Source organism: Rahnella sp. AN3-3W3 (genome assembly GCF_003263545.1).
In the GTDB taxonomy this organism is placed as follows: Bacteria; Pseudomonadota; Gammaproteobacteria; order Enterobacterales; family Enterobacteriaceae; genus Rahnella; species Rahnella variigena.
In genome coordinates, this window is the sequence record NZ_JYDG01000010.1 from 133783 (window position 1) to 146558 (window position 12776).

Annotated in this window: 10 protein-coding genes; 3 read left to right on the forward strand and 7 right to left on the reverse strand. The window is 51.6% G+C overall.

Annotated features, from left to right (window positions below):
• Nucleotides 1–271 precede the first annotated feature (271 nt).
• A complete protein-coding gene (gene pncB, locus UC15_RS04765) occupies nt 272–1477 on the reverse strand; it encodes a nicotinate phosphoribosyltransferase (protein ID WP_112287366.1) in 1206 nt (401 codons plus the stop codon).
• A gap of 336 nt (nt 1478–1813) precedes the next feature.
• Complete coding sequence (locus UC15_RS04770) at nt 1814–3202, reverse strand: MFS transporter (protein WP_112287403.1); 1389 nt, start codon at nt 3200–3202, stop codon at nt 1814–1816.
• 434 nt (nt 3203–3636) lie between these two features.
• Here UC15_RS04770 and pepN point away from each other — a divergent pair, with 434 nt between their 5' ends.
• The gene (gene pepN / locus UC15_RS04775) at nt 3637–6252 is read left to right on the forward strand and encodes an aminopeptidase N (protein ID WP_112287367.1); all 2616 of its coding nucleotides are present in this window, start codon (nt 3637–3639) and stop codon (nt 6250–6252) included.
• Nucleotides 6253–6336: 84 nt separating this feature from the next.
• Here pepN and ssuB read toward each other — a convergent pair whose 3' ends face one another.
• The 5 genes from ssuB to ssuE are packed head-to-tail and all read right to left on the reverse strand — an operon-like array spanning nt 6337 to nt 10707.
• A complete protein-coding gene (gene ssuB, locus UC15_RS04780) occupies nt 6337–7119 on the reverse strand; it encodes an aliphatic sulfonates ABC transporter ATP-binding protein (RefSeq protein ID WP_112287368.1) in 783 nt (260 codons plus the stop codon).
• The gene (gene ssuC / locus UC15_RS04785) at nt 7116–7907 is read right to left on the reverse strand and encodes an aliphatic sulfonate ABC transporter permease SsuC (RefSeq protein ID WP_112287369.1); all 792 of its coding nucleotides are present in this window, start codon (nt 7905–7907) and stop codon (nt 7116–7118) included. The genes ssuB and ssuC overlap by 4 nt, the downstream gene beginning before the upstream one ends.
• 11 nt (nt 7908–7918) lie before the next feature.
• Nucleotides 7919–9073: an FMNH2-dependent alkanesulfonate monooxygenase gene (gene ssuD, locus UC15_RS04790; RefSeq protein ID WP_112287370.1), complete on the reverse strand. Its 1155-nt coding sequence runs from the start codon at nt 9071–9073 to the stop codon at nt 7919–7921.
• 59 nt (nt 9074–9132) lie between these two features.
• Entirely contained in the window at nt 9133–10107 is a 975-nt protein-coding gene (locus tag UC15_RS04795) for a sulfonate ABC transporter substrate-binding protein (protein ID WP_112287371.1), read from the reverse strand.
• A gap of 18 nt (nt 10108–10125) precedes the next feature.
• Complete coding sequence (gene ssuE, locus UC15_RS04800) at nt 10126–10707, reverse strand: NADPH-dependent FMN reductase (RefSeq protein WP_112287372.1); 582 nt, start codon at nt 10705–10707, stop codon at nt 10126–10128.
• Between the two features lie 314 nt (nt 10708–11021).
• On the opposite strand from ssuE, the gene pyrD reads away from it, so the two are divergent.
• Together pyrD and UC15_RS04810 are read left to right on the forward strand one after the other, a co-directional pair.
• The gene (gene pyrD / locus UC15_RS04805) at nt 11022–12032 is read left to right on the forward strand and encodes a quinone-dependent dihydroorotate dehydrogenase (protein WP_112287373.1); all 1011 of its coding nucleotides are present in this window, start codon (nt 11022–11024) and stop codon (nt 12030–12032) included.
• A 184-nt stretch (nt 12033–12216) separates the two neighbouring features.
• The gene (locus tag UC15_RS04810; RefSeq protein WP_112287374.1) at nt 12217–12762 is read left to right on the forward strand and encodes a cell division protein ZapC; all 546 of its coding nucleotides are present in this window, start codon (nt 12217–12219) and stop codon (nt 12760–12762) included.
• The last annotated feature ends 14 nt before the right edge of the window (nt 12763–12776 follow it).

Below are 12776 nucleotides of genomic sequence, written 5' to 3' on the forward strand. Positions count from 1 at the left end.
AGATTTCTCTCTTTCTTTATATATGTTGGCTAAGAAATATTGGACACCCTGTAAAAAGGGATTTTGCTATGTTACTTAGCCTTTCTCAGGACACAAGCAGAAATCACCGTTGGTGAAGAAGAATTAAGGGACAATTGACAGGAATAACACGAAATATTGATACAACGAATAAAAGCCGAGCGGAATGAAATTGCAGCTATATAAAGGAAAGAAAGTTGGGAAAGAAAATTCCGATAAAGCGCCGGAGTGACTTCCGGCGCTTTACTGACACTCAGGATGCTTTTTTAACCAGCGGTAAATCAAAGGCTTTCCGAAGCGCTTTCACGAAGGCTTTGTCCTGACAAATGGTTTTGCCCGGACTGTCAGACAACTTGGCGACCGGTTTACCGTTGCACTGAACCAATTTAATTACAATATTCAGAGGCTTAACGCCGGGAATATTACAAGTCAGACGGGTACCAATCCCAAACACCAGATTGACGCGCTGATGGAAATGGCGATAAAGATGCAGCGCTTTATCCAGATCCAGGTTATCGGAAAATACCAGCGTTTTGGTCATCGGATCGATCCCCAGTGCCTGATAATGCGCAATGGCTTTTTCACCCCATTCAAATGGATCGCCGGAATCATGACGTAGCCCCTGATAGGCATTGGCGAAATTGCTGCCGAAATCACGTAGGAAAGCATCCATCGTAATGCAGTCGGTCAGTGCAATGCCGAGCTGGTCCGGATATTCATCCAGCCAGGCCTGTAACGCAGCACGCTGGCTGTTTGCCAGAACCGGACTGATTTGCTGATGCGCCTGGAACCATTCATGAGCCTGAGTCCCGACCGGTGTCAGCTGCAATTTATGTGCTACATCGTAATTGCTGGTGCCGACCAGATAAGGGAATTCATTTTTTAGCGTACTGACAATGGCTTCCTGAACTTCGCCCGAGAAACGACGGCGTGTGCCGAAATCCATCAGACGGAAGGCAGAGAGGTCGATATCTGCGGCCTGTTCTTTAAAACTGGCAAGATTTTTACGCAACTGATCTACGGCCATTTGCGCGGTGACTTGCGGCGAACGGTGACGATGCACCACTTCGCTGATCACCGCCAGCAGCGGCACTTCCCACATGATCACTTCACGCCACGGCCCTTCAATACGCACGTGCAAATGCCCGTTGCGATCGGAAACGGTGACGTGTTCTGGATTGTAGCGGAACGCCTTCAGCCAGTTCAGATAGTCGTGTTTAAAGAAGGGCAGGCCGGAGAGATAAGTGAACTCATCATTTGTGAGGGCCAGCTGGCTCATCATCTGGATTTGCTCACGAATCTCGCTGGCATATTCACCCAGCAGTTCATCGCCGCGGCAACGGAACTCGGCTACCACGCTAATATTGCGATAGCGATGGTAAACCGCTTGCTGCATATGAAGCTTGTAGGCATCGGTATCTAACAGCGAAGTCAAAATCGGGGAGGCGTATGGAGTCATAGCGCGCTTACAGCATCCTCGTCAGAAACTGAGTGTTTGAACACAAACAACCGTTCCGTAAAAAAAACGTTCTGGATAAAACAGCAAAGTCTGTGAAGTATACCGTATTATCCTGTCAAAGAACCCTCATCACATCATAATTGTCTGCGGGTGGTCGAGGCTTAATTGTGCTTAAACATAGAGAATATGGGCAAACAGGCGATTTTACGGTTTAAAAAAAGCACAAATTGATTACATAAATTTAATCTACCTGACATTCAAAAAAGAAAAATCGGGGCGTTTTTACCCCGATTTTTGTGTGTGTATTCCGCTTCGCTTGTTCACGATAGTAAACGATCAGATGTTTTCTAAATTAATGCCCCGCGTTTTAGGTCCGAAAATGCCGATTACCAGCATCACAATGATCATGCTGACGACGATGAACGCAATTACGCCCTGCGTTCCGGCATATTGCAGGATCAGGCCGATCAAGATGCTGCTGAAGACGGTCGACAGGCGGCTGAATGAATAACAAAAGCCAACGGCGCGAGCCCGGATATGCGTCGGGAATACTTCTGTCTGATAAGCGTGATAGCTAAAGGTCAGCCAGGCATTGGAATAAGTGATCAGGAAGCCGCAAATCACCAGCATCACCGGATGGGTCTGCAGAGCGAATAAGGTGCCGAAAACCACTGTCATTAATGACGAGAGAACAATTTGCCATTTGTTTTCAATTTTATCCGCATATCGGCTGCAAATAAGTGAGCCGAGAGGATACGCCAGCGTGATAAAGAAGGCGTACAGCAAACTGTGGGTGACGGTCGTGCCTTTGCCGGAAAGCAGGGCGGGCAGCCAGTTGCCAAAGCCGAAGAAACCAATGGCCTGGAAAAAGTTCATGACGGTCAGCATGAGCGTCCGTTTGCGGTATTCAGGTGACCAGATTTCCCTGAACGTGCCTTTTCGCGGCAATACAGCGTGGCTTTCTTCAGCGATGTACGCCGGACTATTGCTTACGCCGCAGCGTTTTTCCATCGCGCTCACGACATTATGTGCGTCTTCGTGACGTCCCTGTTGCGCCAGCCAGCGGGCGGACTCCGGCAGGTTTTTACGCACAATCCACACAACCAGCGAACACAACGCACCCGCGATCACCACGTAACGCCAGCCTGTCAGCCCGAAAAAGGTTTGCGGTACCAGCCACCATGACATTAGTGCGACAGCCGGTACAGAAAGAAACTGAATAAAGAAGGCGAAAGCAAAAGCGCGGCTGCGCATATGACTCGGCACCCATTCGGTGAGATACGTATCGATAGTCACCAGCTCAAGGCCCAGGCCAACACCGACCAGAAAACGACAAAGAATGATGCCTTCAGCGCTGTTCTGGAACGACATCAGCAGCGAAAAACAGCCGTACCACGCCAGCGCAAACATGAATGTCATGCGTCGGCCGAAGCGGTCAGCATTGGGTGCCAGAAGACTCGCGCCAAAAAAAAGACCTAAAAATGTGGAAGAAGCGAAGGCTGCCTGATCGGATATGCCAAATACTCCCGCCGTGCCGATATGAAATATGTTCTCTGCCAGTAAACCTGAACTAATGTATCCGGTTTCGAAAAGGTCGTAGAGTTCGAAGAATCCACCCAGTGACAGCAATATGATGAAGCGCCAGAGTCCTGCGGAGGCAGGGAGTGCGTCAATGCGGGCTGATAATGTCTTGTTATTTAATGTTTTTTGTTTATGTATCCCCATGCCGGGGGCGCAGGTGTCACTCATTTTATTATTAGCCTTAGTGATTCATCGTATTAATGATCATGCTAATGACTCCCGGTCGGATTTAAATATTGAATTTTTGTAACGAATAAGAAAATAGAGCATAAAAAACTGCGCAAAAACACATTGTGAAAAGTACAGTTTTATCGGTTCAGAATGTGATGCAGATCGGACTTCCACTTTTGACCGCCAAAAGGCGCTTTAAGACAAATTTCTGTGTTTTGGTTGAAAGGTGCGCATACGCACTCACAAACTGGCAACAATCTGGGATTTTCTGATGCCTGTGTTAGAGTTTAGAGAGAAAAGTATGAAGGCCGGCAGGGCTCTGCGCAGCGATTTGCTGATGAAAAGCACCCGCTTTGATGCCATGAATCGTCATCACCATAAACAATGAAAACGCCAAAAGGTTTTTTATGACTCAACTGCCACAAGCCAAGTTCCGCCATGACTATCGTGCGCCGGACTATACCATCACGGATATCGACCTTAATTTTGAGCTTGATGCACAGAAAACCATCGTGACTGCTGTCAGTCAGATTAAACGACAGGGTGCCGAAGGCGCGCCGCTGGTGCTCAATGGTGAAGATCTGACGCTGATCAGCCTGAAAATTAACGGTCAGGACTGGCCGAAATATCAGTTAAAAGAAGGTGTGCTGGAAGTTACCGGCCTGCCGGAAGCGTTTGAACTGGCGATTGTTAACGAAATTCACCCTGCAAAAAATACCGCACTGGAAGGGTTGTATCTTTCCGGTGAAGCGCTGTGTACCCAGTGCGAAGCTGAAGGTTTCCGCCACATTACCTATTATCTGGATCGCCCGGACGTTCTGGCGCGTTTCACCACCCGCATCGTGGCGGACAAAGCCCGTTATCCTTATTTGCTGTCCAACGGTAACCGTATTGATCAGGGTGAACTGGAAGGCGGTAAGCACTGGATCAAATGGGAAGACCCGTTCCCGAAACCTTGCTACCTGTTTGCGCTGGTCGCCGGTGATTTCGATGTCCTGCGTGATTCCTTCAAAACCCGCTCAGGTCGTGATGTGGCGCTGGAACTGTTCGTCGATCGCGGCAATCTGGATCGCGCCGGCTGGGCGATGGAATCCCTCAAGCAATCCATGAAATGGGACGAAACCCGTTTCAATCTGGAATACGACCTCGACATCTTTATGATCGTTGCCGTTGATTTCTTCAACATGGGCGCGATGGAAAACAAAGGCCTTAACGTCTTTAACTCCAAATACGTGCTGGCGAAAGCCGAAACTGCCACGGACAAAGATTATCTTGGTATCGAAGCGGTGATCGGCCACGAATACTTCCATAACTGGACCGGTAACCGCGTGACCTGCCGCGACTGGTTCCAGCTGAGCCTGAAAGAAGGCCTGACCGTTTTCCGTGATCAGGAATTTAGTTCTGATCTGGGATCGCGTTCAGTTAACCGTATCGATAACGTCCGCGTGATGCGTGGCGCACAATTCTCTGAAGATGCCAGCCCGATGGCGCACCCGATCCGTCCGGAAAAAGTCATTGAGATGAACAACTTCTACACCCTGACGGTGTATGAGAAAGGTTCAGAAGTCATCCGTATGCTGCACACTTTGCTCGGTGAAGAGAAATTCCAGGCCGGGATGCAGCTGTACTTTGAGCGTCATGACGGCAGCGCCGCGACCTGTGACGACTTTGTGCAGGCGATGGAAGACGCGTCAAACGTGGATCTGTCACTGTTCCGCCGCTGGTACAGCCAGTCCGGTACGCCGGTGCTGACCGTGCGCGACGACTATGATGTGGAAAAACAGCAATACACTCTGACTGTCAGCCAGAAAACACCGGCGACGCCTGATCAGACTGAAAAGCTGCCACTTCACATTCCGCTGGATATCGAACTGTATGACCCGCAGGGCAACGTGATTGCGCTGAAACAAAACGGTCAGACAGTCAGCAACGTGCTGAACGTGACCGAAGCTGAGCAAACGTTCGTGTTTGACGACGTGGAATATCAGCCGGTGCCTTCTTTATTACGTGAATTCTCCGCACCGGTGAAACTCGATTACACATGGGGCGATCATCAGCTGACTTTCCTGATGAAATACGCGCGTAACGATTTCGCCCGCTGGGATGCGGCGCAAAGTTTGTTGGCAATTTACATCAAGCTGAACGTGGCGCGTCATCAGCAGAAACAACCGTTGTCTCTGCCGCTGCATGTGGCGGATGCGTTCCGGGCGGTATTGCTGGATGAGAATATCGATCCGGCACTGGCGGCGCAGATCCTGGCTCTGCCATCTGAGAACGAAATCGCTGAACTGTTCGAAACTATCGATCCGGAAGCGATCAGTGCCGTTCACGATGCGATTACCCGTTGTCTGGCGACCGAAATGGCCGATGAATTCCTGGCGGTTTACAACGCTAACCGTCTGCCAGCGTACCGTGTCGTGCATGAAGATATCGGTAAACGTTCGCTGCGTAACACCTGCCTGCATTATCTGGCTTTTGCCGATGTGACGCTGGCCGATCAGCTTGTTAAGGCGCAATTTGAACAGGCAGATAACATGACGGATTCTCTGGCAGCGATGTCTGCGGCGGTTTCCGCGCAGCTGCCTTGCCGTGAATCGCTGATGGCGGCCTATGACGAACGCTGGCATCACGACGGTCTGGTCATGGATAAATGGTTTATCCAGCAGGCGACCAGCCCGGCAGCCGATGTGTTGCAGAAAGTCCGTTCACTGCTGAACCACCGTTCATTCAGCATGGGCAACCCGAACCGCGTCCGTTCATTAGTCGGCGCATTTGCCTCTGCCAATCCTTCTGCATTCCACGCGGCAGACGGCAGCGGTTATCAGTTCCTGACTGAAATGCTGACAGATCTCAACACCCGTAACCCGCAGGTTGCAGCGCGCATGATTGAGCCGCTGATCCGCCTGAAACGCTATGACCAGAACCGTCAGACGCTGATGCGTCAGGCTCTGGAACAGCTGAAAGGGCTGGAAAATCTGTCCGGTGATTTGTTCGAGAAAATTACCAAAGCGTTAGATGCGTAATCGCTTGTAACAGCAACTAGCGGCAATAAAAAAGGGCGATGGAGACATCGCCATTTTTACGTTTTAAATCACTAAAAGTGGAAATCAGTTTTGTGCGCGCTTCGCTTCCTGAGCCACATTTTGCAACGGCTGCGGCGTCAGTACACGTTCCAGCACTTCAGCTTCCAGCTCCGCCAGTCGCGCAGAACCTTTACGGCGCGGACGCGGCAGGTCAACCGTCAAATCCATACCAATCTGTCCCTGATCTATCAGGATCACCCGGTCAGCCACGGTCACGGCTTCGCTGACATCATGCGTCACCAGCAGAACCGTGAAATCGTGCTGCTGCCACAAACGTTCGATCAGACTTTGCATCTCGATGCGCGTCAGGGCATCCAGCGCGCCCAGCGGTTCATCAAGCAATAACAGACGCGGGCGATGAATTAATGCACGTGCCAGTGCCACGCGTTGTTTCTGTCCGCCGGATAATGCAGAAGGCCAGTCATTGGCACGATCCGCCAGGCCGACTTCTTCCAGCGCAGCCAGTGCGGCTTCACGCCATTTGCCTTTCAGACCCAGACCGACGTTATCAATCACCTTTTTCCACGGCAGCAGGCGGTCATCCTGAAACATAAGTCGCGTGTCGTCGCGTACCTGACTCAGCGGCGCGCTGGCGCTGAGCAGCTCGCCTTGTGTGGTTTTCTCCAGTCCGGCCAGTAAACGCAGCAGGGTGCTTTTGCCACAACCGCTGCGACCGACGACTGCCACAAACTGGCCGGGCGGAATGCGCAGATTAATATCGTTCAGCACGGCGCGGTTGCCGTATTTTTTCGTGATGCCGGAGAGAGTCACCGGCGTGCCTTGCGGAATGCGTGCGGGTGCGCTCATGCGGCATCTCCTTGTTTTTTCTGATAAGCAGGGTGCCAGCGCAGCCAGACACTTTCCAGCAGGCGGGCAAGAACATCGGCCAGTTTGCCAAGAATGGCGTACAGCACGATGGCAACGACCACGACGTCAGTTTGTAAAAACTCGCGGGCGTTCATTGCCAGATAACCAATCCCGGAGTTTGCGGATATGGTTTCCGCCACAATCAGCGTCAGCCACATGAAACCCAGCGCGAAGCGCACGCCGACCATAATCGACGGCAACGCACCCGGTAACACCACCTGAATAAACAGCGGGAAACCGGAAAGTCCGTAGCTACGCGACATCTCCAGCAGGCCGCGGTCAATGTTGCGAATACCGTGATAAGTATTGAGATAAATCGGGAACAACGTTCCCAGTGCCACCAGGAAAATCTTGGCAGATTCGTCAATGCCAAACCACAGAATCACCAGCGGGATCAGCGCCAGATGCGGAATGTTACGCAGCATTTGCAGCGAACTGTCCAGCAGACGCTCGCCCCAGCGGGAAAGCCCGGTGACAAAACCGAGCAGCAACCCAAGACTGCCGCCGATGGCGAAGCCAATCAACGCGCGGAAGGTACTGATTTTCAGGTTTTGCCACAGGTCACCGCTTTTCGCCAGTGTCCAGAAGGCTTCCACCACGGCGCTCGGTGCCGGCAGAATTCGGTTGGATAGCCAGCCGGCTTCCACCGCCAGCTGCCAGCCGCCAATGAGTACCACCGGCACAATCCACGGAGCCACGCGGTTCAGCCAGCGTTGTGTCGTTGTCATCTGCGTTCTCCTTAATGCTGGCTGGCGGTGCGTTTGTTCGCAAAGTCATGAGCGACCAGTTCACCGCGCGGCAAAATGGCTTTCTTCACAGTGTTGTCATCTTCCTGTTTGGCCAGATCCAGATGCGGGAACAGTAATTCGCTGACGCGGTACGCTTCTTCCAGATGCGGATAACCGGAGAAAATAAAGGTGTCGATGCCAAGATCCGCATATTCCTGCATACGCGCAGCGACAGTCGGGCCATCGCCGACCAGCGCCGTTCCTGCGCCGGTACGCACCAGACCGATACCGGCCCAGAGATTCGGGTAGATTTCCAGCTTGTTACGGTCGCCGCCGTGTAACGCTGCCATGCGGTGCTGACCGACGGAATCGGTTTTGGCGAAAGCGGCTTGTGCGCGCTGAATAGTTTCGTCATCCACGTTGGCGATCAGTTTGTCGGCGGCGCGCCAGGCTTCTTCGTTGGTTTCACGCACAATCACGTGCAGACGAATACCGAAACGCACTGTGCGGCCTTTCGCGGCAGCTTTGGCACGCACTTGCTCAATTTTCTCTTTCACTAACGCCGGAGGTTCACCCCAGGTCAGATACAATTCCACCTGCTCGGCAGCCAGATCCTGCGCTTCGTCGGAAGATCCGCCGAAATACAGCGGCGGGCGAGGGTACTGAACCGGCGGATGCATCAGGCTTGCGCCTTTTACCTGAATATGTTTTCCTTCGTAATCAACCGTTTCGCCTTCAAGTACGCGGCGCCAGATACGGGTAAATTCTGCTGAAGCTTCATACCGTTCTTTATGGTTGAGATGTAAACCTTCCGCTGCCAGTTCAGACGGATCACCGCCGGTCACCAGATTAAACAGCGCACGACCGCCGGAAAGCCGGTCGAGTGTCGCCGCCTGACGGGCGGCCAGTGTCGGGGAGATAATCCCCGGGCGCAGCGCCACCAGGAATTTCAGGCGTTGCGTGACAGAAATCAGAGAAGCCGCGACGAGCCATGAGTCTTCGCATGAACGGCCGGTCGGCAGCAGTACACCGCCGAAACCTAAGCGGTCCGCGGCCTGAGCAATCTGCTGGAGATAACCGTGGTCTACCACACGGGCACCTTCTTCAGTTCCTAAATAACGACCATCGCCATGGGTGGGTAAAAACCAGAATACGTTCAGACTCATAGTATGTTCCTCTCAAAGTTTTTTGATTCATGACCGCTCAGCGGCGGCTAAATTAGGGTTCAGTTGGCCTGTACAACCGGTTTCCAGATGCGGTCTTTGATTTCAACCGGCTTTGGCAAAATGTGGTTCTGATAAAACAGATCGGCGGTTTGCTGCTGGCGCTTTTCCGTCTCGGCATTGACCGGAGTGATTGGCATATCCGGCAAATGATCCAGATAAGAGGCGACCACTTTTTCCGGTAATCCCATCGACTGAGAAAGCAGTTTGATACTTTGTTCGCGGTCAGTTTTGGTCAGCGCATTCGCCTGCGTTAACACATCCAGTACCTGACTGATGAACTGAGGATTGGCTTCGGTATATTTTTTCGGCGCAAGATAGAAGGAACCGGTCTGATGCAGCGTCGAGCCGTCGGTCAGCACGCGAACATCGCCCTGAACTTCTGCGGCGGAGTAGTACGGATCCCAGATAGCCCAGGCATCGACGTCATGCTGCTGAAACGCGGCGCGCGCGTCGGCAGGTGTCAGATAGACCGGCTGGATATCACTGAATTTAAGACCTGCCTGTTGCAGGGCACGAAGCAATAAGTTGTGTGAACTGGAGCCTTTCTGGAATGCGACTTTATGGCCTTTGAGATCTGCCACGGTTTTGATCGGGCTGTTACTGTCGACCAGAATCACTTCCGCTTTTGGTTTCGGTGGTTCTGAACCGATATAAAGAAGATCCGCCCCGGCCGCTTGTGCAAACAGTGGCGGTAAATCGCCGGTACCGCCCAAATCAATACTGCCGACGTTCAGGGCTTCAAGGATCTGCGGACCAGCGGGAAATTCCACCCAGCTGATTTTGGTGTCCGGGAAACGTTTTTCCAGCAGCTGATGAGATTTGGCCAGCACCAGTCCGACGGAACCTTTCTGATAAGCGATGCGTAATTGCGCAGGATCTTTTTCCTGTGCTGAGGCTGTTGCGGCGAATATCAGGCTGGTGACCAGTCCGGCGATGACGGGCAACCGACGTAATAAAGAGAAAGACGAAGGCATGATTAATTCCTTTTAATTTCAGACGCGCAGGGCTTGCGCGGAAAGGGAAGTGACAGACGGAATTTGCGGACGGCGGCGGCTCAGTGCCAGATAGAAGTTTTCCAGCGATTCGGTCAGACGTTCTTCCAGCGCCGGATCCAGCCTGGCCGGGAACGTCTGATAATCAGTGATCAGACTGTCATCGGCGAAAACACCCTGTAAAACTTCCTGCGCTTTCAGCGAGGCCAGCACAGGTTTCAGCGCATAATCGACGGCCAGCATGTGGCCGATCGATCCGGCTGTCGCCAGTGGCAAAACGACTTTGTGGTCGAGAGCGCGCTCGGGCAGTAAATCCAGCAGAGTTTTCAGCGCACCTGAAAAAGACGCCTTGTACACCGGCGTGGCGACAATCAGGCCATCTGCGCTTGCCAGTTCAGCGTTCAGTTGCTTCAACTGAGGGCTGGCAAAATTGGCAAATAACAAATCATCAGCCGAAAAATCCTGAATATTGTAGGTAAAGACTTCGACGCCCCGGCTCGCCAGCCACTGATGGCTGAGCGCCAGCAGGGAAGAGGAGCGGGAAGGTTGTCGGGGGCTGCCGGCCAGTGTGATTACGCGCATTCACTTATTCCTTATAACAATCTGTTATAGAACTATCATTTTTATTAACGAAGTGAAGTAAACCTAGCAGGGGAAGGCGGCAGAGCGGAAATCTCAATTTTGGCTATGGAAAGTTTCAAATCACATAAAGCGCTTTAGATGGCGTGTTGACGCGGAGACAGGTTAAGAAGGAAAAGTGAATTAAAGGTAACTAAAAAGTAATCGTTTGCGCAGCGAAGCAATTATTTGCCCAATATGCCGGTTATCATTTCCAATTGTCCCGCGCTTAGTCAATAATACCGCCCCGTCTAGCCACCGGGAATCCAGGAGTTTCCATGTATTATCCTCTTGTCAGGAAAGCACTGTTTCAGCTCGATCCAGAGCGCGCCCACGAGTTAACCTTTCGTCAGTTGAGCCGCATTTCCGGCACCCCTTTTGAATTCCTGATCCGCCAGTCAGTGCCAACCAAACCGGTAAACTGCATGGGATTATCCTTTAAGAACCCTTTGGGACTGGCCGCAGGCCTGGATAAAGACGGCGAATGTATTGATGCACTCGGCGCAATGGGCTTTGGATTTATTGAAGTCGGCACGGTGACACCGCGTGCGCAGGCGGGTAATGATAAGCCGCGTTTATTCCGCATCGTTGAAGCTGAAGGCCTGATTAACCGCATGGGCTTTAATAACCATGGCGTGGATAATCTGGTGAATAATGTCAAAAAATCACATTTTGGCGGCATTCTGGGGATTAATATTGGCAAGAATAAAGACACGCCTGTTGAGCACGGCGCTGACGATTATCTGACCTGTATGGATAAGGTATATCCGTATGCCGGTTATATCGCGGTGAATATTTCATCGCCAAATACCCCTGGCTTACGTTCACTGCAATACGGTGAGGCGCTGGATGATTTACTGGCGGCGATCAAGAATAAGCAGCTTGAACTTCAGCAGCGTCACCAGAAATATGTGCCGGTTGCCGTGAAGATCGCGCCGGATCTTTCTGAAGAAGAATTGATCCAAATAGCGGACAGTCTGGTACGTCATAATATGGACGGCGTTATCGCCACCAATACCACGCTCGATCGTAAACTGGTTCAGGGGCTGAATTATTGTGAGCAGATTGGTGGCCTGAGCGGGCGTCCGGTGCAACTGCGCAGTACAGAAATTATTCGTATGTTGTCGAACGAATTGCAGGGACGTCTGCCAATTATTGGCGTCGGCGGGATTGATTCATTAACTGCCGCGCGTGAAAAAATGGCGGCCGGTGCGTCATTAATTCAAATCTATTCCGGCTTTATCTTCAAAGGCCCGGGTTTAATCAAAGATATTGTTAACCACATCTAATATTTTTCATCCTTTAGGCGAGTCAGGGGTTTATTTATCAACCCGGCTCGTCTATATTTTGTCCACTGACCGTAATTCAGGCTCAGGATTTGTCTGATATCACTTCATCGCAAAAAAATCTATTCTCACAGATTAGCCGGAAATGAAGTCAGGCAGAGGGCATGAGGGCAAACAGGATGACGAAATGAAAATCAAACCAGATGATAATTGGCGTTGGTACTTCGATGCAGAGCATGATCGGCTTATGTTGGATCTCGCCAATGGCATGATTTTCCGTTCCCGTTTCCCGGCTAAAATGTTAACTCCTGATGCATTTGGAAATATGTCATTCTGTGTCGATGATGCGGCTTTGTATTTCGATTATGAAGAACAGTGCAAACATATTCGTCTGGCTGCTGAACAACGTGCGGAATTAGTTTTAAATGCCTTAGTCGCTTTCCGTTTTTTAAAACCGCTGATGCCAAAGAGCTGGCATTTTAGTCAGCAGATGCGTCCTTTCCAGCCAGAGAATGGTCAGCTTGCTCAGGTGCAGGTGATGGACAGTGGCGAACAGGCGACATTGCTGGTGGTAGAATCCGGTGATAACGCCAGCCTGTGCCTGCTGGCGCAGGAGCGGCTGACAGTGGCAGGGCGCGGTATGGTGCTCGGTGATGCCATTAAAGTGATGCATGACCGGTTAATGCCAGCGGCGTTCAGAGTCGACAGCGATGTCTACGATCAGGCAGTGTAAATTACCCTTCATAT